This window comes from Micrococcus sp. 63XJN7_8_ISO-PGPR-S23-253, assembly GCF_056173425.1.
In genome coordinates this window covers 1600293-1619721 of record NZ_CM149673.1, presented here as the reverse complement: position 1 = coordinate 1619721, position 19429 = coordinate 1600293, and the positions used below count along the sequence as shown (strand labels likewise).

The 19429-nt window shown below is 74.0% G+C and carries 19 protein-coding genes; 13 read left to right on the top strand and 6 right to left on the bottom strand.

Going from position 1 to position 19429, the window contains the following annotated elements; genetic code table 11:
• Positions 1 to 11: 11 nt before the first annotated feature.
• Genes miaB through dapF form a run of 3 tightly spaced genes read left to right on the top strand, consistent with a single transcriptional unit; the run spans position 12 to position 3460 of the window.
• The gene (gene miaB / locus AC0VX4_RS07470; RefSeq protein WP_336265172.1) at positions 12 to 1559 is read left to right on the top strand and encodes a tRNA (N6-isopentenyl adenosine(37)-C2)-methylthiotransferase MiaB; all 1548 of its coding nucleotides are present in this window, start codon (positions 12 to 14) and stop codon (positions 1557 to 1559) included.
• Positions 1559 to 2497, top strand: coding sequence for a tRNA (adenosine(37)-N6)-dimethylallyltransferase MiaA (gene miaA, locus AC0VX4_RS07465; RefSeq protein WP_065573742.1), 939 nt, complete (start codon positions 1559 to 1561; stop codon positions 2495 to 2497). The genes miaB and miaA overlap by 1 nt, the downstream gene beginning before the upstream one ends.
• A 9-nt stretch (positions 2498 to 2506) precedes the next feature.
• Positions 2507 to 3460 (top strand): diaminopimelate epimerase, encoded by a 954-nt coding sequence (gene dapF / locus AC0VX4_RS07460; RefSeq protein WP_336265171.1) that lies wholly within the window; start codon positions 2507 to 2509, stop codon positions 3458 to 3460.
• Between the two features lie 57 nt (positions 3461 to 3517).
• Here the strand turns inward: dapF and AC0VX4_RS07455 are convergent, their stop codons facing one another.
• The gene (locus tag AC0VX4_RS07455; RefSeq protein ID WP_010079101.1) at positions 3518 to 4153 is read right to left on the bottom strand and encodes a class I SAM-dependent methyltransferase; all 636 of its coding nucleotides are present in this window, start codon (positions 4151 to 4153) and stop codon (positions 3518 to 3520) included.
• A 25-nt stretch (positions 4154 to 4178) separates the two neighbouring features.
• Complete coding sequence (locus AC0VX4_RS07450; RefSeq protein WP_336265170.1) at positions 4179 to 5342, bottom strand: NAD(P)-binding domain-containing protein; 1164 nt, start codon at positions 5340 to 5342, stop codon at positions 4179 to 4181.
• Positions 5343 to 5785: 443 nt separating this feature from the next.
• Between AC0VX4_RS07450 and hflX the strand changes: the two genes are divergently transcribed.
• Together hflX and AC0VX4_RS07440 are read left to right on the top strand one after the other, a co-directional pair.
• Positions 5786 to 7426 carry a GTPase HflX gene (gene hflX, locus AC0VX4_RS07445; protein WP_475464163.1) on the top strand — a complete coding sequence of 547 codons (1641 nt, stop codon included), beginning with the start codon at positions 5786 to 5788 and terminating at the stop codon, positions 7424 to 7426.
• Positions 7423 to 9522, top strand: coding sequence for an ATP-dependent DNA helicase (locus AC0VX4_RS07440; RefSeq protein ID WP_060774623.1), 2100 nt, complete (start codon positions 7423 to 7425; stop codon positions 9520 to 9522). Before hflX ends, AC0VX4_RS07440 begins: the two co-directional genes overlap by 4 nt.
• 48 nt (positions 9523 to 9570) lie before the next feature.
• Here AC0VX4_RS07440 and lexA read toward each other — a convergent pair whose 3' ends face one another.
• Positions 9571 to 10287 (bottom strand): transcriptional repressor LexA, encoded by a 717-nt coding sequence (lexA, locus tag AC0VX4_RS07435; RefSeq protein WP_060774624.1) that lies wholly within the window; start codon positions 10285 to 10287, stop codon positions 9571 to 9573.
• A gap of 294 nt (positions 10288 to 10581) precedes the next feature.
• On the opposite strand from lexA, the gene AC0VX4_RS07430 reads away from it, so the two are divergent.
• The 8 genes from AC0VX4_RS07430 to AC0VX4_RS07395 all read left to right on the top strand — a co-directional run bounded on the left by AC0VX4_RS07430 (position 10582) and on the right by AC0VX4_RS07395 (position 16839).
• Entirely contained in the window at positions 10582 to 10956 is a 375-nt protein-coding gene (locus AC0VX4_RS07430; protein ID WP_004167706.1) for a LysM peptidoglycan-binding domain-containing protein, read from the top strand.
• 43 nt (positions 10957 to 10999) lie between these two features.
• On the top strand, positions 11000 to 12121 hold the full coding sequence (locus AC0VX4_RS07425; RefSeq protein ID WP_049158380.1) for a histidinol-phosphate transaminase: 1122 nt from the start codon (positions 11000 to 11002) through the stop codon (positions 12119 to 12121).
• Between the two features lie 180 nt (positions 12122 to 12301).
• Positions 12302 to 12883 carry an imidazoleglycerol-phosphate dehydratase HisB gene (gene hisB / locus AC0VX4_RS07420; protein ID WP_169577989.1) on the top strand — a complete coding sequence of 194 codons (582 nt, stop codon included), beginning with the start codon at positions 12302 to 12304 and terminating at the stop codon, positions 12881 to 12883.
• On the top strand, positions 12883 to 13542 hold the full coding sequence (gene hisH, locus AC0VX4_RS07415; protein WP_004167703.1) for an imidazole glycerol phosphate synthase subunit HisH: 660 nt from the start codon (positions 12883 to 12885) through the stop codon (positions 13540 to 13542). Before hisB ends, hisH begins: the two co-directional genes overlap by 1 nt.
• Entirely contained in the window at positions 13542 to 13700 is a 159-nt protein-coding gene (locus AC0VX4_RS07410) for a hypothetical protein (protein ID WP_004167696.1), read from the top strand. The genes hisH and AC0VX4_RS07410 overlap by 1 nt, the downstream gene beginning before the upstream one ends.
• Before the next feature lie 32 nt (positions 13701 to 13732).
• On the top strand, positions 13733 to 14518 hold the full coding sequence (priA, locus tag AC0VX4_RS07405) for a bifunctional 1-(5-phosphoribosyl)-5-((5-phosphoribosylamino)methylideneamino)imidazole-4-carboxamide isomerase/phosphoribosylanthranilate isomerase PriA (RefSeq protein WP_475464162.1): 786 nt from the start codon (positions 13733 to 13735) through the stop codon (positions 14516 to 14518).
• A complete protein-coding gene (locus AC0VX4_RS07400) occupies positions 14515 to 15516 on the top strand; it encodes an SseB family protein (protein ID WP_166437368.1) in 1002 nt (333 codons plus the stop codon). Before priA ends, AC0VX4_RS07400 begins: the two co-directional genes overlap by 4 nt.
• 123 nt (positions 15517 to 15639) lie before the next feature.
• Positions 15640 to 16839 carry a trypsin-like serine protease gene (locus AC0VX4_RS07395; RefSeq protein ID WP_400268510.1) on the top strand — a complete coding sequence of 400 codons (1200 nt, stop codon included), beginning with the start codon at positions 15640 to 15642 and terminating at the stop codon, positions 16837 to 16839.
• A gap of 105 nt (positions 16840 to 16944) precedes the next feature.
• Here AC0VX4_RS07395 and AC0VX4_RS07390 read toward each other — a convergent pair whose 3' ends face one another.
• The 3 genes from AC0VX4_RS07390 to AC0VX4_RS07380 are packed head-to-tail and all read right to left on the bottom strand — an operon-like array spanning position 16945 to position 19341.
• A complete protein-coding gene (locus tag AC0VX4_RS07390) occupies positions 16945 to 17493 on the bottom strand; it encodes a MarR family winged helix-turn-helix transcriptional regulator (protein WP_260845934.1) in 549 nt (182 codons plus the stop codon).
• Positions 17465 to 18154 (bottom strand): FMN reductase, encoded by a 690-nt coding sequence (locus AC0VX4_RS07385; RefSeq protein ID WP_206396035.1) that lies wholly within the window; start codon positions 18152 to 18154, stop codon positions 17465 to 17467. Before AC0VX4_RS07385 ends, AC0VX4_RS07390 begins: the two co-directional genes overlap by 29 nt.
• The gene (locus AC0VX4_RS07380; protein ID WP_400268511.1) at positions 18151 to 19341 is read right to left on the bottom strand and encodes an LLM class flavin-dependent oxidoreductase; all 1191 of its coding nucleotides are present in this window, start codon (positions 19339 to 19341) and stop codon (positions 18151 to 18153) included. Before AC0VX4_RS07380 ends, AC0VX4_RS07385 begins: the two co-directional genes overlap by 4 nt.
• Between the last annotated feature and the right edge of the window lie 88 nt (positions 19342 to 19429).

Below are 19429 nucleotides of genomic sequence, written 5' to 3'. Positions count from 1 at the left end.
AGAATGGTGCGGTGACTCTGACGGACCCCACCCCCCGCACCACCCCGCTCGCGCAGGACGGCGCCACCGCGCGCCCGCACGAGGGTCTGACCTATGAGGTCCGCACCTTCGGCTGCCAGATGAACGTGCACGACTCCGAGCGCATCTCCGGCCTGCTCGAGTCCACCGGCTACGCCCCGGCCGCCGAGGACGCCCAGGCCGACCTCGTGGTCTTCAACACGTGCGCGGTCCGCGAGAACGCGGACAACCGCCTGTACGGCAACCTCGGCAACCTGCGCGCGGTGAAGGACGCGCACCCGGGCATGCAGATCGCCGTCGGCGGGTGCCTCGCCCAGAAGGACCAGGCCGCCATCCAGCGCAGGGCCCCGTGGGTGGACGTCGTCTTCGGCACCCACAACATCGGCTCCCTGCCCGTGCTGCTGGAGCGCTCCCGCCACAACGCCGAGGCCGAGATCGAGATCCTCGAGTCGCTCGAGGTGTTCCCCTCCACCCTGCCCACCAAGCGCGACTCCACGCACTCCGGCTGGGTGTCCATCTCCGTGGGCTGCAACAACACGTGCACGTTCTGCATCGTCCCGTCGCTGCGCGGCAAGGAGAAGGACCGCCGCCCCGGGGAGATCCTCGCCGAGGTGCAGGCACTCGTCGACGCCGGCGCCGTCGAGGTGACGCTGCTGGGCCAGAACGTGAACACCTACGGCGTCGAGTTCGGCGACCGCGGCGCGTTCGCCAAGCTGCTGCGCGCATGCGGGGAGATCGAGGGCCTCGAACGCGTCCGCTTCACCAGCCCCCACCCGGCCGCGTTCACGGACGACGTCATCGACGCGATGGCCGAGACCCCCAACGTCATGCCGCAGCTGCACATGCCCCTGCAGTCGGGCTCGGACAAGGTGCTCAAGGACATGCGCCGCTCCTACCGGTCCGCGAAGTTCCTGCGGATCCTGGAGAAGGTGCGCGAGCGCATCCCGCACGCCGCCATCACCACGGACATCATCGTCGGCTTCCCCGGGGAGACCGAGGAGGACTTCGCCGAGACGATGCGGGTGGTCGAGGCCTCCCGCTTCTCCTCCGCGTTCACCTTCCAGTACTCCATCCGCCCGGGGACCCCGGCCGGGGAGATGGACCACCAGGTGCCCAAGGCCGTCGTCCAGGAGCGCTTCGAGCGCCTCGTGGCACTGCAGGACCGGATCTCGGCCGAGGAGATGGCCACGCTCGTCGGCACCCGCCAGGAGCTGCTCGTCACCGCCGACTCCGGCTCCAAGGCCGCGGAGCGCGGCCGCCTGTCCGGGCGCGCACCCGACAACCGGCTCGTGCACTTCTCCGTGCCCGCCGGCGCCGAGACCCCCCGCCCCGGCGACTTCGTCACCGTGACGGTCACCGAGGCCCACCCCTTCTTCGCCGTCGCCGACCCGACCGCACAGGACTACGTCCTGCGCCGCTCCCGCGCCGGTGACGCGTGGGACCGTGCCCAGGCCGAGTCGTGCGGCGCGCCCGCCCCCGGCATGGCGGGTGGCTCCGGGGCCACGAGCCTCGGCATGCCGACCCTGCGCCCGCGGTCCTGATGTCCGCCGCCGCGGCCCGCCCGCCCGTCGTCGCCGTGGTCGGGGCGACGGCGACGGGCAAGTCCGCCCTCGCCGTCGCCCTGGCGCACGCGCTGGACGGCGAGGTGGTCAACGGGGACGCCCTGCAGTTCTACCGGGGGATGGACGTGGGCACGGCGAAGGTCACCCAGGCGGAACGCGAGGGCGTCCCGCACCATCTGCTGGACGTGCTCGACGTCGGCCAGGAGGCCTCGGTGGCGGCCTTCCAGTCCGCGGCCCGCGACCTGTTCGACCAGATCCGCGCGCGGGGCCGGACCCCGATCCTCGTGGGCGGTTCCGGGCTGTACGTGCGGGCGGCGCTGGACGTGCTCGAGTTCCCGCCCACGGACCCGGCGCTGCGCGCCGAGCTGGAGGCGCGCGCGCAGCGGGAGGGTCTGGCCGGGCTGAGGGCCGAGCTGGCCGCCCTGGACCCGGTCTCGGCGGAGCGGCTGCAGGACGCCCGCCGCATCGTGCGCGCGCTGGAGGTGTGCCGGCTGACGGGCCGCCCGTTCTCCGCGTTCATGCCGGAGCGCACGTACGCCCCGGAGGTCGCCCCCGTGGTGCAGCTCGGCCTGCGCCTGGACCGGGCCGAGCTGCACCGGCGGATCGCGGCCCGGGTGGAGCGCATGCTGGCCGAGGGCCTGCTGGACGAGGTCCGCCACCTCGACGTCCCCGGGCCGGACGGGCTGCGGCAGGGACCGACCGCGTCCCGCGCGATCGGCTACGCCCAGATGCTCGCCGTCCTCGACGGCGAGCTCACCGAGGCGGAGGCGGCCGAGCAGACCGTCGTGGCCACGCGACGCTTCGCCCGACGCCAGGAGACCTGGTTCCGGGCCGACCCGCGCGTCGTCTGGCTCGACGCGCAGGGCGAGGACGTCGTGGCGGCGGCGCTCGCCGTCGTCGCCGGGGGCGCCCCCTAGACTGGGCCCATGACCGAGCAGCCCGCGGCGCCCGCCGCCCAGGACCCCCTCCACGCGAACGCGCCGCGCGTGCCGTTCACGAAGGGCCACGGCACGGGCAACGACTTCGTGCTGATCGCCGATCCGGACGGCAACGCGCAGCTCGACGCCGAACGCGTCGCACGGCTGGCCGACCGGCACCGGGGGATCGGCGCCGACGGGGTCATCCGCGCCGTGCGGTCCGCGCGCCTGCCGGAGGGTGAGGCGCTGCTCGCCGAGCACCCCGAGGCCGAGTGGTTCATGGACTACCGCAACGGCGACGGCTCGATCGCCGAGATGTGCGGCAACGGGGTGCGCGTCTTCGTGCACTTCCTGGTCGAGAAGGGCCTCGTGGACCTGGCCCCCGGCCAAGCGATCACCATCGGCACGCGCGCCGGCGTGAAGGCCGTGACCCGACTCGAGCACGGCTACGCGATCGACATGGGCCCCTGGTCCTACCTCGACCCCGAGCTGGCGGAGGAGGCGGCGTCGGACTCGATGGTCCTCGCCCACGGCCTCACCGATCCGCGGCCGGCGCTGAGCGTGTCGATGGGCAACCCCCACACCGTGGTCCCGCTGGCCTCCTTCGCCGACCTGGAGGGCCTGGACCTGGGCCGCGCCCCCGAGGTGGACCCCGCCCCGCCGCACGGCACGAACGTCGAGTTCGTGGCCGCGCACGAGCCGCTCGTGCGCGAGGGCGTGGGCCGCGTGCGGATGCGCGTGCACGAGCGCGGGGTGGGCGAGACCCAGTCCTGCGGGACGGGCGCGTGCGCGGCGGCGGTGGCGATGCGCGCGTGGTCGGGCGACCAGGGCTCGGACTCGTGGCTCGTCGAGGTGCCCGGCGGCGTGCTGGCCGTGGATGTCGTGCCGGGCCCGGAGGGGGCCGAGCACGTGGTCCTCTCGGGGCCGGCCGAGCTCGTCTTCGACGGCGAACTCACCGCCTGACCGCTTTCGTTCGGGAAACGGCGGGCCACGAACCGCTGTCGTTCGGGAAACGGCGCCTCAGCGCGCCCGCGCCACCCGCAGGATCCGGAAGCCCTTGACGCTGTCCGCCCGCTCCGCGGTGAACCGGCCGGGCGCGCGCTCCTCGAGCATCCGGCCGATCCACGGCAGCAGCGAGTCCGCGCCGAGGTTCTTCTGCACCACCAGCCAGGCCTCGCCGCCGGGGGCCAGGCGTGGCAGCCACCGCTCCAGCAGGGCGTGCAGTGCCGGCTTGCCGATCCGGATGGGCGGGTTGGACCAGATGAGGTCGAACTCCGCGCCCTCGGGGACGTCCTCCGGCCGCAGTGCCACGACGTTGCCGAGGCCCAGCGCCGCGGCGTTGTCGCGGGTCAGCTGCAGGGAGCGGTCGTTGACCTCGACGGCGGTCACCTCCGCCTCGGGCGACCGCAGCGCCAGCGTGAGGGCGATCGGTCCCCAGCCCGCGCCGACGTCGAGGAACCGGCCCGTCGCCGGCGGCGCGGGCACGGCCGAGAACAGGGCCGCGGTGCCCTTGTCCAGACCGTCCGGGGAGAAGATCCCGTTGGCCGTCTGGACCTCGACGTCGCGGCCGGCCAGGCGTGTCCGCAGGGTGCGGCGCCGCTCGGGCGCGGAGGGGTCGGCGTCGAAGTAGTGGGATGCGGAGCTCACGGCGACCATGGTAGCCAGCGGGTCGTCGCGGCCCTCAGCCCGACGCCGGCCCGGCCAGGTCCGCGAGGATCGCGCGCACGGCGTCGCGCCCGGCGCGGTTGGCCCCGACCGTGGACTGGGAGGGCCCGTAGCCGAGGAGGAACAGGCGCGGCTCGTCCAGGGCGCGCCCGCCCGCCACGCGGAGGCCGCCGGCGGGCGTGCGCAGCCGCAGGGGAGCGAGGTGCCGGATCGCCGGCCGGAAGCCGGTGGCCCAGAGGATCACGTCCGCCGGTTCGAACGAGCCGTCGGGCATCCGCACCCCGTCCGGCTCGACGGCCGTGAACATGGGGTGGCGCACCAGCACGCCTCGTGACTCGGCCTCGCGCACCCAGGACGAGCGGTGCATCCCGGTCGCCCCGACCACGGAGCCCGGCGGCAGGCCCGCACGGGTCCGTTCGTCCACCCCGCGCACCGACTCGGCCAGGGCGCCGGGTGCGGCCGAGTCCTGCCACCGCGGTTCGCGGCGGGTCACCCACAGGGTGTCCGCGACCGTGGAGATCTCGGCCAGCAGCTGCGTCGCCGAGACGCCCATGCCCACGATCACCACCCGCTGCCCGGCGAACTCGTCCTTGGACACGTAGTCACGGGTGTGCAGCTGCCGGCCGCGGAACGAGCGCATCCCGGGCACCGAGGGCCACCGTGGGGACGTCCAGGTGCCGGTCGCGTTGACCACGAAGTCCGCCCGCCACGTGCCCGGCGCCCCGTCCGTGCGGACGAAGAACCCGCGCGCACGTCCCGGCTCGCCGATCCGCTCGACGCGCCTCACACGCACGGGCCGCCGGATCGGCAGGGCGAACCGTGCCTCGTAATCGGCGAAGTAGGCCGGCAGCAGGGTGTTGGCGTGCGCGGCCGGGTCGGCCGGCGGCACCGGGTCGCCGGGCAGCTCGTGGATGTGGTTGACGGTGGCCATCGTGAGCGAGTCCCAGCGGTGCTGCCACGCGCCGCCCGGGGCGGTCTCCGCGTCGAGCACCACGAACGTGCCGGGGGCGTCGTCGGGGACGCCGGCGGCGCCGTCGTCGTTCGGACCCAGCCCCACGAAACCGCGGCGGCGCAGGTGGTAGGCGGCGGACAGCCCCGCCTGGCCCGCGCCGATCACGACGACGGTCGCCCGGCCCGTCCGGCCGGGCTGCGGCGGGGCGGGGGAGGGGGACGCGGTCATGCCCGCAGGATACGTGGGCGTCGTCGGCGGACCGGGCGTCGGGGCCCCTGTCGCCCACGCGCGCCGCCCGGTATACTCGACGCTCATGTGGATCTTCCTGCGCTGACGCCCCCGCGTCACTGCCCGCCCCCGCCCCTCGCGCGCCCGCCTCGGATGAGGCCGTCGAGCGCGCCCCGGCACCTGAGGGAGATCCCACCATGGACCACCTGGTCCGCCCCTGCACGCCCACCGACGAGACCTCGTGGCTGCGGTGCCGCGTGCTCGCCTGCCTCACGCCGACGGAGCCGCCCAGAGGTTGTCGCCACGCGCCGCCGACCCTCGCCCACACGGCCGTGCGCGTCACCCACCACGTCCGCCCCCTGCGGACAGCCGCCTAACGCGTCCGCCAACCCCTCTACCCTGAGACCATCGGGCCGCCCGACCGCGGCGGCCCAGAGGAGACCATGACTGAGAAGAACCAGCACACCCCCGGCCCCCAGGGCGCCCACGGCTCCGAGGACGAGATCCAGGCCGTGATCGACCGCATCCTGGCCGCCGATGACGCTCGCCGCGCCTCCGACCGCGAGGCGACCGGGCGCGGCTCCGCGGACAGCGTGGCCGCGGACCACGAGGGCGCCCTCGACACCGGCACCCCGGATCGCTCCGCCGCGCTCGCGGGCCGCGCACTCGCCCTGGACGAGGGCGAGGACGGGCACACGGACGCCGACGGCGACCAGGACGAGCTCGCCGCGCGCCACTCCCTCAAGCGCGTGCAGGGCCTGTCCACCGAGCTCGAGGACATGAGCGAGGTCGAGTACCGCCAGCTGCGCCTGGAGCGCGTGGTGCTGGCGGGGGTCTGGACCGAGGGCTCCGCGGAGGACGCGGAGAACTCCCTGCGGGAGCTCGCCGCGCTCGCCGAGACCGCGGGCTCGGAGGTGCTCGACGGCGTCATCCAGCGTCGCGCCACCCCGGACCCGGCCACGTTCCTCGGCAAGGGCAAGGCGCAGGAGCTCGCCGAGATCGTGGCGCTCTCCGGCGCGGACACCGTGGTGGTGGACTCCGAGCTCGCCCCGTCCCAGCGCCGCGCGCTGGAGGACGTGGTGCGGGTGAAGGTCATCGACCGGACCGCGCTGATCCTGGACATCTTCGCCCAGCACGCGAGCTCGCGTGAGGGCCGCGCCCAGGTCGAGCTCGCGCAGCTCGAGTACCTGCTGCCGCGCCTGCGCGGCTGGGGCGAGTCCATGTCCCGGCAGGCCGGCGGCCGTGCCGCCGCCGGCGAGGGCATCGGCTCTCGCGGCCCCGGCGAGACCAAGATCGAGCTGGACCGCCGCCGCATCCGCACCCGCATGGCGAAGCTGCGCCGGGACATCGCCGGGATGAAGCCGGCACGCGAGGCCAAGCGCGCCAACCGTCGTCGCAACCGGGTGCCGTCCGTGGCGATCGCCGGCTACACCAACGCCGGCAAGTCGTCCCTGCTCAACCGCCTCACCCACGCCGGGGTGCTCGTGGAGAACGCCCTGTTCGCCACGCTGGACCCCACCGTGCGCAAGGCCATGACGCCGGACGGCATCGGCTACACCCTCTCGGACACGGTCGGCTTCGTGCGGAACCTGCCCACGCAGCTGGTCGAGGCGTTCCGCTCCACTCTCGAGGAGGTCGCGGACGCGGACGTCATCCTGCACGTCGTGGACGGCTCGCACCCGGACCCGGAGGGCCAGATCGCCGCGGTGCGCTCCGTGTTCGCGGAGGTGGACGCGCACCGGATCCCCGAGATCATCGTGCTGAACAAGGCAGACGCAGCGGACCCGGCCGTCGTCGCCCGGATCCGGTCCAAGGAGCCCCACGCCGTGGTGGTCTCCGCGCGCACCGGCGAGGGCATCGACGAGCTCGAGCGCGCCATCGCGGCCACCATCCCGCGGCCGGACGTGCGGCTCGAACTGCTGGTCCCGTTCACCCGGGGTGAGCTGGTCTCCCGCCTGCACTCGGCGGACGCGGAGATCCTCGCCGAGGGCTACGAGGAGGGCGGCACCCGCCTGTCCGTGCTGGTCCGTGAGGACATCGCGCCGGACTTCGCCGAGTTCGTCGTGGAGGCGGACGCGTCGTGAGCGACGGGGTGAAGGAAGCCGGGGCGGTCGGCGCGCAGCCGCGCACGGAGCACGAGCGCGAGGCGCTGCGCCTGCTGGATGTCGCGGTGCAGGCCACCGGCGGCCAGCACCGCGCGGGCCAGCGGGAGATGGTGCTGCAAGTGGCGCGCGCCCTCGAGTCGCGCCGTCACCTGCTCGTACAGGCCGGCACCGGCACCGGCAAGTCCCTGGCCTACCTGATCCCCGCCCTCCAGCACGCGATGACGCAGGAGGACCCCGTCGTCGTCGCCACGGCCACGCTCGCGCTGCAGGCCCAGATCATGAAGCGGGATGCCCCACGGCTGGTCGAGGCGCTCAAGGACGAGCTGCCCCGCGAGCCCGTCGTCGCCCTGGTCAAGGGCCGCTCCAACTACCTGTGTCGCCACAAGGTGGACGGCGGCTACCCCGGGGACGAGGGCGAGGAGGCCCTCTTCACGGTCGCCGACGACGGCGGGATGATCGGCTCCGCCACGGACGGCGCCGCCGGGCCCTCCTCGCTGTTGGGCAAGGAGGTCATGTACCTGCGGGCGTGGGCGGACCAGACCGAGACCGGGGACCGCGACGACCTCGAGGTCCCCGTCACCGACCGCGCGTGGCGGCAGGTCTCCGTGTCCGCGGTCGACTGCCTCGGCGCGTCCCGCTGCCCCCAGGCCGAGGAGTGCTTCTCTGAGCGTGCCCGCGCGGACGCGGCGGACGCGGACGTCGTGGTCACCAACCACGCGATGCTCGCCATCAGCGCCTTCGAGGGGCTCGCGGTGCTGCCGGCGTACTCGGCCGTCGTGGTGGACGAGGCCCACGAGCTCCAGGACCGGGTGACCGGTGCGGTCACCGGGCAGCTGTCCGGGTCGATCGTGCACGGCGCCGCCACCTCGCTGCGCCGCCACACCACCGTGGCCGTGGAGGACCTGATCGAGGCCGGGGCGGCCCTGGACCGCGCGTTCACGGACACCCCGTCCGGCCTGATCGCCGCAGGCCCGGACGAGGTGCAGGAGCAGGCCCTCACCGGCGTCCTCACGGCCGCGCGCCAGTGCCTGTCCGACCTCGGCCAGGACAAGGACAAGGAGGCCGACGCCGACGGCGGACGGCAGATGGCGCGCTCGCGGATCCTCGAGGTCCTCGAGGTGGTGGAGCGCATGCTCGCGGCCCGGCCCGAGGCCGACTTCCCCGAGGTGCTGTGGGCCACCCGCCCCGGCCACTTCGAGCCCGGCGTGGGCTGGCAGCCGGGGGACGAGACAGACCCGCCCCAGCTCTACGTGGCCCCGCTCTCGGTGGCAGGCAAGCTGCGGGAGGGCCTGTTCGGCAAGGCGACGACGGTGCTCACCTCCGCCACGCTCACCGTGGGCTCGGGGGAGCGCCGGTTCGACTCGGTGGCCGGCGACGTGGGCCTGGCCGGCCCGGACGCCCCGAAGTTCGAGGCCCTCGACGTCGGCAGCCCCTTCGACTACCCGCGTCAGGGCGTGCTCTACGTGGCCCGGCACCTGCCCCGGCCCGGCCGGACGGCCTCGCCCGAGTCCCTCGATGAGCTCGAGGCGCTCCTGAGGGCGTCGCAGGGCGGGGCCCTCGGCCTGTTCTCCTCGCGCCGGGCGGCCGAGGACGCCGCCGCCGAGATGCGCCGTCGGCTCGGGCCGAAGACCACGATCCTGTGCCAGGGGGACGCGACCCTCTCCGCCCTCGTACGCCAGTTCGCCGAAGAGCCGGACACGTCCCTGTTCGGCACCATGAGCCTGTGGCAGGGCGTGGACGTGCCGGGGAACTCGCTGCGGCTCGTGGTGATCGACCGCATCCCGTTCCCGCGGCCGGACGACCCGCTCTCCCAGGCCCGCACCCGGGACGTCGCCCGGCACGGCGGCAACGGGTTCATGCGGATCTCCGCCACGCACGCGGCCGTGCGCATGGCCCAGGGCGCCGGGCGCCTCGTGCGCTCCGTGACGGACCGCGGCGTCGTGGCCGTGCTGGACCCCCGCCTGGCCACCGAGCGGTACGGCGGCTACATCACGAGCGCCCTGCCGGACTTCTGGCGCACCACGGACGGCGACGTCGTCCGCGGGGTGCTGGCACGGCTCGCCTCGGGCGATTGACCTCGCTCGGCCTCGGACCGTCGGCCCGGCCCGGTCGGAGGGAGCGGGTCAGAGCGAGCGCAGGACCGTGACGACGCGCCCCATCACGGTGGCGTGATCGCCGAGGATGGGCTCGTAGGCCGTGTTCTGGGGCAGGAGCCACGTGTGCCCGTCACGGCGGCGGAAGGTCTTCACCGTGGCCTCGTCGTCGAGCAGGGCCGCGACGATGTCGCCGTTCTCCGCCGTCTCCTGCCGGCGCACCACCACCCAGTCGCCGTCGCAGATCGCGGCGTCCACCATCGAGTCGCCCGTGACGCGCAGCATGAACAGCTCGCCCTCGCCCGTGAGGCGGCGCGGGATCGCCATGACGTCCTCGACCTGCTGCTCGGCCAGGACGGGGCCGCCCGCCGCGATGCGGCCGACCCAGGGGACCGGTACGCTGTCCGCCCCGTCCGCGCCGGTGTGCCACGCGGGGATCGCGGAGACCTGCGACGACGGCGCAGCGGCGGGGGAGGCGGCCTCACCCAGCGGGGTGCCGTCCACGTCGCGCAGCACCTCGAGGGCACGCGGGCGGCCCGGGTCGCGCCGAATGTAGCCGTGTCGCTCGAGACGGCCGAGCTGGTGCGTGACGGAGGAGAGCGAGGCCAGGCCCGCGGCGTCGCCGATCTCGCGCATGGAGGGCGGGTAGCCGTTGTCGGCGATCGCGTCCCGGATGGTCTGCACGATCCGCCGCTGGCGGTCGGTGAGCGGCGCGCGCGCCGCCGGCTGATCGTCGGTGGTGCTCATGGCTGCCGTCCGTTCTCCCGGGGGTGATGGTGGCCGGCCTCGTGTTCCGGCGTCCGGCTGCCGTCCGGACGCTTACCGTGTCCGCCCCCGCTGGTTGCCTGTGTCCTGGCGGTCCCCGGGGGCGTTCCGGGGCGTCCGTGCATCGCCTCGAGCCTAGAGGAGAGCCGCCTCTCATTCAAAGATATGTTCGATCTCGTCGTGGCGTGTCTCGAACACCTGTGCTAGAAAAGTACTCGAACGGATTCGAACAGATGTTCGATCGCCTGGAGGGCACTCGCCCCGGAGGAGGACACCATGACGCTCACCACCGCCCAGTTCGCCGGCTCGCCCGCGACCGCGCGGCCGCGTCCGGCCACCATCCGTCTGACCCGCCGCGGCCGCCTCGTGCTGCGGGGGATCCCCGTGATCGCCGCGGCCGTGGCCGCCACGCTGGCGGCCGCCTTCTTCCTGGGTGTGCTGCTGTCGCCCGCCGCGGTGTCCGCGGACACCGCAGGACCGGCCACCCAGTCCGTCACGGTCATGCCCGGGGACAGCCTGTGGACCATCGCCACCACGGTGGCGCCGGAGGCGGACGTCTACGAGGTGATCGCCACGATCGACGAGCTCAACGGGCTCGAGGGCCGGGCCCCCGCCCCGGGTGAGGAGCTGTTCGTCCCGGCCATGCGGTGACGCACGGCGGGCCTCGCCCTCCACGGTTCCTAGACTGGCGGCCATGACCGACCTCAGCACTCTGCCCCTGCGCGAGAACCTCCGCGGCCTGAGCCCCTACGGCGCCCCCCAGCTGGACGTGCCGTACATGCTCAACACCAACGAGAACACGCACCCGGTGCCGGAGGAGGTCGCCGCCGCGATCGCCGAGCGGGTCGCGGCCGTCGCCGGGGGGCTGAACCGCTACCCGGACCGCGAGTTCACGGGGCTGCGACATGCGCTCGCCGGCTACCTCGGCCACGGCCTCACGGCGGACCACGTGTGGGCCGGCAACGGCTCCAACGAGATCCTGCAGCAGATCCTCCAGGCCTTCGGCGGCCCGGGGCGGACCCTGCTGAGCTTCCTGCCCTCGTACTCCATGTACCCGCTGCTGGCCGGCGGCACGGACACCGTGTTCGTGGACGGCGGCCGCGCCGACGACCACAGCCTCAGCGCCGAGCACGCGGCGGCCATGGTGCGGGAGCACCGTCCGCACGTCGTCTTCCTGGCCTCCCCCAACAACCCGACGGGCACCGCCCTGGACCTGGCGACCATCGAGGCCGTGTACGCCGCGCAGGCGGAGAACGAGGCTGCCGGCGGGCCCGGCGCGATGGTCGTCGTGGACGAGGCCTACGCGGAGTTCGCCCTCGCCGGCACCCGCTCCGCCCTCACGCTCCTGCCCGGCCGTGAGCGGCTGATCGTCACGCGCACCATGTCCAAGGCGTTCGCCCTGGCTGGCGCGCGCCTGGGCTACCTGGCCGCGGACCCCGCCGTCACCGACGCCCTGCGCCTGGTGCGCCTGCCGTACCACCTCTCCGCGGTCACGCAGGCCACGGCGGAGGCCGCTCTCGACCACGTGGACGCGCTGCTGCGCACCGTGGAGGACATCAAGGCCCAGCGCGACCGCATCGTCTCCACCCTGCGCGGCCTGGGACTGAGGCCCTCGGTGTCCGACTCGAACTTCGTCTTCTTCGGTCACCTCGAGGACGCCTCCGACGTGTGGCGCCGCCTGCTCGACCGAGGCGTGCTCGTGCGGGACGTCGGCATCCCGCACCACCTGCGCGTCACCGCCGGCACCGAGGCGGAGACGACGGCGTTCCTCACTGCTCTCGCGGAGGTCCTCGGCGAGACCGGGCACCGGTCCTGAGGCGTCACCGGAGTCGCGGCGTCCGCCCGGCTCCCTAGGATGGGGACAGCGCGCGCGGCGCCCCGGCCCGCCGGCACCGGCCGCGCGCACCCGCATCCCCCGCACCCGTCCCGGACCGGTGCGGCCCCAGCCCGAGGAGGACCCGTGGCAGCCGAGCTGATCTCCGGACGCCGTGCGCGCATGACGCGCACCACGAGCGAGTCGGACGTGTACGTCGAGATGGATCTGGACGGCACCGGCCGTGCTGAGATCTCCACCACCGTGCCGTTCTACGACCACATGCTCACCGCGCTGTCCCGGCACTCCCAGATCGATCTGACGGTCCGCGCCACCGGTGACACGCACATCGACGTGCACCACACGGTCGAGGACGTCGCCATCACCCTGGGCGAGGTGCTCAAGACCGCGCTCGGGGACAAGTCCGGCATCCGCCGCTTCGGCGAGGCGTCCGTGCCGCTGGACGAGGCGCTGGCGCGCGCCGTCGTCGACGTCTCCGGCCGGCCCTACCTCGTGCACGAGGGCGAGCCCGAGGGGCAGCAGTACCACCGCATCGGCGGGCACTTCACCGGTTCCATGACGCGCCACGTGTTCGAGTCGATCACGTACCACGCGGCGATCTGCCTCCACATGGACGTCGTGCGGGGCCGGGATCCGCACCACATCGTCGAGGCGCAGTTCAAGGCCTTCGCCCGCGCCCTGCGCGCCGCCGTCGAGGACGACCCCCGCATGACCGGCGTGCCCTCCACCAAGGGCGCCCTCTGATGGCCCGCCCCACCACCGTCCCCGGTGTGCGGCCGCGCGTCGCCGTCCTGGACTACGGCTCGGGCAACGTGCACTCGGCGCTGCGTGCCGTGGAGCGGGCCGGCGCGGAGGTCGAGCTCACGCGCGATCCGCAGGCCGTGCAGGAGGCCGACGGGCTGCTCGTGCCCGGCGTCGGGGCGTACGCGTCCGTGATGCGGGCACTGACCGAGGTCGGCGGCACCCGCTGGATCGGCCGCCGCGTGGCCGGGGGCCGACCCGTCCTCGGCATCTGCGTGGGCCACCAGATCCTCTTCGACGCCGGCGTCGAGCACGGCGAGCGCACCGCGGGCATGGGGGAGTGGCCGGGTGTCGTCGCCGAGCTGCCCGCCGAGGTCCTGCCCCACATGGGCTGGAACACCGTCCGGCCGCCCGAAGGCAGCGCCCTCTTCGCCGGCATCGAGGACGAGCGGTTCTACTTCGTCCACTCCTACGGCGTGCTCGAGTGGGAGTTCGACCAGACGATCTCCGCCATGCGTCCGCCCCAGGTCACCTGGGCGCACCACGGCGCGGACTTCATCGCCGCCGTGGAGAACGGCCCCCTGTCCGCCACGCAGTTCCACCCCGAGAAGTCCGGGGACGCCGGGCTGCAGCTGCTGCGCAACTGGCTGGAGACCCTCTGATGCCCTACTGGTCCGTCCTGTACCTCGCCCTCGGCGGGCTGCTGCTCGGCGCCGCCTGGTCCATGCGCACACAGAAGGCGCCGCTGTGGGCCATCGTGATCGTCCTCGTGCTGGCCGGCATGGCCATCGCCGCCTCCTTCCTGACCGTCGGCGCCTGATCGCGCCGGCCGCCCCACCCGAGAGGAACCCCATGACCCCGAACGCCCCCGCCCTCGAGCTGCTGCCCGCCGTCGACGTCCAGGACGGTCAGGCCGTCCGCCTCGTCCAGGGCGAGGCCGGCAGCGCCACCTCGTACGGCGACCCGGTGACCGCCGCCCTGGACTGGCAGCGCGCCGGCGCGGAGTGGATCCACCTCGTGGACCTGGACGCCGCCTTCGGCCGCGGTGACAACCGCGAGGTCATGCGCCGTGTGGTGGAGGAGATCGGCGTGAAGATCGAGCTGTCCGGCGGCATCCGCGACGACGCCTCGCTCGAGAACGCCCTCGAGATGGGTGCGGCGCGGGTGAACCTGGGCACCGCCGCCCTCGAGGACCCGGAGTGGACCGCGCGCGTCACCGAGCGCTTCGGCGACCGGGTGGCCGTGGGCCTCGACGTGCGCGGTACCACGCTCGCCGCCCGCGGCTGGACGAAGGAGGGCGGCGACCTCTGGGAGGTGCTGGACCGCCTCGAGGACGCCGGCTGCGCCCGCTACGTGGTCACCGACGTCACGAAGGACGGCACGCTCAAGGGGCCGAACACGGAGCTGCTGGCCCAGGTCTGCGCGAAGACCGCGAAGCCGGTCGTCGCCTCGGGCGGCATCTCCTCCCTCGAGGACGTCGCCGCGCTCGCGGCCATGACCGGCCAGGGCGTCGAGGGCGCGATCATGGGCAAGGCGCTGTACGCCGGCCGCTTCAGCCTGGAGCAGGCGCTGGCCGTCGCCGGCGGCGCCACGGTGGAGCAGGCGCGCTCCGAGCAGCCCGGCCCGGTCGCCCCGTGACGGGCTCGCACGACGACGGCGGCCTGGCCCGCGGCGACGGGCTCGGCCCGATCGACGAGACGGTCGCGGTGCCGCACCCGGCGGCCCGGGAGCTGCCGGGGCACATCCGGGCCGCGCTCGACCGCATGCGGGAGAAGACCGCGGGCGAGAACACCGCGGACACCGCGGGCGTCCCGTGGCAGGGCCGTGACCTCTCCGGCCCCGGCGTGGACGGCTCCGCGAACCCGTTGCACGTGTTCGACGAGGACGACGGCACCAGCCCGGCCGAGTGGACCGCCGTCATGGCGGCCCTGACGGACGGCTCCGCCGGTGAGCGGGAGGTGACGGAGGTGCTCACGCGCATCCGCGTGTTCGCCGCCGTCGTGCCCACCCTCGCCGTGGACGAGGACGACGTCCACGACCACGGCGACCACACCGGCCACGAGCACGACGTCGCGGCGCACGGGGACAAGGCCGCGGACGTGGCCCTCGTGACCATGCGCGCGCCGGACGGCCGGCAGGCGCTGCCGGTGTTCACGAACGTGCCCGCGCTGACGGCGTGGAACCCGGTCGCCCGGCCCGTGGCCGTCTGGCTGCCGCGTGCCTGCCTGTCCGCCGTGGACGAGGGCTGTGAGCTCGTCGTCATCGACGCCGGCGCCGAGCACACGTACGTGGTGCGACGCCCGGCCGTGTGGTCGCTCGCCCAGCAGAAGGAGTGGACCCCCGCCTACCGGGACCAGGAGATCGCGGACGAGATCGCCCAGGTCGCCGACCTGGTCCCGAACCTGCTGAACCTGGGCCTCGCCCCCGGGTCGGGGGTGGCCACGCACACGGGCTCCGGCGCGGTGATGAACGGAGGCGGGGCCGGGCCCGAGCTGCAGATCGTCGCGATGCCCACCCGGGACGCCGACGCGGCCGGGGTGCGCCTGATGACGGCCACGCTCAGGACCCTCCTGGCAGACCTGCCGCTGCTGGCCGAGCGGGCCGACTCCGTGGAGATCACGGTCCGCCGACCCTGATCGGTCGCCCGGCGCGTCCGGTACCGTTGAGGGGGAGGGGAGGGCCCGTGGTGGCCCCACCCCATCCTTGGAGGCCGTGCGCCGCGCGCCGGCCCCATGCCTCCCATCCTCCGAGGAGTACCCATGAAAACCAGAACCTTGACCGGCGTCGCCACCGCGGCGCTGGGCGCGGTGGTGGTGGCCGGTGCCGGCCCCGCCCTCGCGCAGACCACGCTCACCCAGGGCTCGGCGATCACCGCGCCGGCCGGGGCGTGCAGCCTGACCATCGTCGACGAGGCCACCGCCTACACCGCGGCCCACTGCGGCGCGGGCCAGTGGCAGATCGGATCGACCGTCCGCGACGTCGACGGTGCAGCGATCGGCACCGTCTCGGCACTGCCCGGCGATTCGGGCGTGGACGCGGTCCGCGTGGCCCTGGCCGACGACGTCGACGTCGTGGGCGACTGGTCCACGCGGCCGGCCTCATCCGTCGGTGTGGGCGAGACCGTCTACACCCATGGCTCGTCCGTGCCGCTGGGCGCGCCGAACACCGTGTCCCACACGCAGACGTTCGAGGCCGCCACGGTCTGCGACGACGCGTACGCGGATCAGGTCGCCCTGGACACCGCCTCGACCCACGCCGGCGACTCGGGCGGCGCCGTCTATGACGCCCAGCAGCGGGTGGTCGGTGTCATCTCGGGCATCGCCCCGGTGACCTTCGACGCCGAGGGCAACGTGGTGGGCTGCGACGCCCAGGCGATGACCTCGATCATGGTCCCGGTCGAGTCCCTCGACGCGCTGGACGCCTCCGCGGCGCCCGCCGCCGAGACCGCCGAGACCGCCCCGGCGATCGCCGACGTCGCCGGCCCCGTGTCCGACGAGGACCTGCCCACCGGCGGCGAGCCTGCCGTGGACGAGTCGGAACTGACCGAGTTCACGCCGGCCGAGGAGGAGGCCATCGCGGCCGAGCTCAAGGCCCGCGCCGAGGCCGCCGCGGAGGAGGAGGCCGCCGAGGCGGCCCCCGCTGCTGAGGCCCCGGCCGCCGAGGCCGCCGCGCCGGGCGTGACCGACGTCGTGGCCGCGCCCGCCGAGGGTGTCGCCTACGGCACCCGGGTGGTCGCGCAGACGGATCAGGGCGGCTTCGCCTCCGTCACCGTCACGGCCTACGACGCGGACGGCACCGTCCTGGGCCAGGACGGCCTGGACCTCACCGGCGAGTACCGCGCCTGGCTGCCCGTGCCGGCCGAGGTGCCTGCGGGCGGCTCCGTGGTGGTCACCGTGGTCGACGCCGCCGGTGCCGCCACGGACGCCACCGTGACCCTGGACGGTCAGCTGGTCGGCTGATCGATTCCGCCCCGAACGGCACGACGAGGCCCGGTGATCCCGCACGGATCACCGGGCCTCGTCACGTCCCGGGGCCGGGGCGACCCCGGCCAGGTGGGGACGTGGTCAGCACATCCCCTCGAGCCGGCGCCCCAGGCGGGAGAAGATCCGGGTGAGGGACTCCGCCTCGCCCGGGGCCAGGTCGCCGAGGAAGAGCTCGTCCGCCTGCCGGGCGTGCACGATCGCGGCGCGCCGGAAGGCAGACCGGCCCTCGTCGGTGAGCACGGCCTCGAAGCCCCGCCGGTCACAGGCCACCGGGCGGCGGTCGATCAGGCCGCGGGCCACGAGCGTCTTCACCTGGTAGGTGATGCGCGACGGGGAGAAGACCATCCGGGACGCCAGCTCTCCCAGCCGGAGCCGGCCCTCGGGGGACTCGTAGAGGAGCAGCAGCAGGTTGTAGTCGGCCAGCGACATGCCGCAGTCCTGTTTGAGTCGGCGCTCCAGTACCTCCGTGAGCATCTGGGTGGCCTCGAAGTAGGCGCGCCAGGCGCGCTTGGGCAGGTCCACCGGGCGGTGCGCCTCCGAGGCGGAGCCGAACCAGCCGCCGTCGGGCTCCGTCGGCGCCGCCGCGTCCGGAGTGGCGGGCTCAGGGGCCGGGGTTGAGGAGCTGCTCAAAGGGGGTCACCTCCAGGTCGAGGTCCGCGGGCGCGGCGGCGCGTGCCCGCGGGGGGCGGTTCAGGGTGATCTCGGCCAGGTCGCGTCCGGCGGCCCGGATGCGGGACTGCAGCGGGTCGGTCCGCATCGATTCCTGCACGCCGGCCGCCTCGCCCCAGTCGTCCGAGGCTGCGAAGACCGCGGTCGGCACGATGCGGGCCTTGAGGTAGGCGAACAGCGGCCGCATGGCGGTGTCGATCATGAGCGAGTGGCGGGCGGTGCCGCCGGTGGCGCCGAGGAGCACGGGCACCCCGACGACGGACGTGGGCTCCGCGAGGTCCCAGAAGGACTTGAACAGGCCCGAGTAGGAGGCCTTGTACGTGGGCGAGACCGCGATGACGGCGTCGGCCTGGGCGACCTCGTCCAGGGCCGCGCGTAGGGCCGGGGAGATCGCGAAGGTCACCAGGGCCTGCGCGATGTCCGTGGCGAGCTCCCGCAACGTGATCAGGTGGATCTGCGGGACCACGCCGTGCTCGGAGAGCGCCGCCGAGGCGGACTCGGCCAGGCGTTCGGCGAGCATGCGGGTCTGGGACGGGTCCCCGGACCCGCCGGAGACCACGGCGAGGTGTCGGGCCTGCGGCGTGAACGGGTCGGAGGCATCGAGGGTGCTGGGGGTGGTCACTGCGCGGCACCGCCCTTCGCGACGTCGGCGGTGGCGCGCTGCTCGGCGCCCGCCGCGCGGTCGAGCTGGGCCTGCGATCCCTCCTTGCCGCCGGGCACGGGGGCCTCGCCGCGGCGGGCGCGTGCCACGAGGAACTCGTGGGTCGGGGCCGCCGGGACGTCGTCCGGCCGGAGAGCGTCGAACTCCTTGCGCAGCACGGGCAGGACCTCCTCGCCGAAGAGGTCGATCTGCCGCAGGACGGTGTCCGTGGGCAGGCCGGCGTGGTCGATGAGGAACATCTGGCGCTGGTAGTCGCCCACCCAGTCGCGGAACGTGAGCGTGCGCTCGATGACCTGCTGCGGCGAGCCGACGGTCAGAGGCGTCATCCTCGAGAAGTCCTCGAGGGAGGGGCCGTGGCCGTAGACCGGCGCGTTGTCGAAGTAGGGGCGGAACTCCGCCACGGCGTCCTGCGAGTTCTTCGCCATGTAGGCCTGGCCACCCAGGGCCACGTACGCCTGATGGGCCTTGCCGTGGCCGTAGTACTCGTAGCGCTGGCGGTACAGGCGCACCATCTGGATGACGTGCTCCTTGTTCCAGAAGATGTTGTTGTGGAAGTAGCCGTCGCCGTAGTAGGCGGCCTGCTCGGCGATCTCGGGGGAGCGGATGGAGCCGTGCCACACGAAGGGGGCGACGCCGTCCAGGGGCTGCGGGGTGAGGGTGAAGTCCTGCAGCGGGGTGCGGTGATTGCCGCTCCAGTCCACGGTCTCCTCGTGCCACAGGCGGTAGAGGAGGTTGTAGTTCTCCACGGCGAGCTGGATGCCCTGGCGGATGTCCTTGCCGAACCACGGGTACACGGGGCCGGTGTTGCCGCGGCCCATCGTCAGGTCCACACGGCCGTCGGCGAGGTGCTGCAGGTACGCGTAGTCCTCGGCCAGACGCACCGGGTCCATGGTGGTGATCAGGGTCGTCGCCGTGGAGAGCTGGAGGGTCTCGGTCTGCGCGGCCAGGTAGGCCAGCAGCGTGGGCGGGTTGCCCGGGGCCACGAAGGGCGGGTTGTGGTGCTGGCCGGTCGCGAACACCTCGAAGCCCGCCTGCTCGGCGTGGCGGGCGATCTTGACGGTGTCCTTGATCCGCTGATGCTCGGTGGGGGCGGTCCCGTTCGTCGGATCGGCGGTGATGTCGCCGATCGTGAAGACGCCGAACTGCATGGTGTGCTCCTCAGTGTGCCCGGGGGCGGGTCTCACGGTGCCGGCCGCGCCGTCGCCGTGTTATTCAAAAATGAACTATACCCCACAA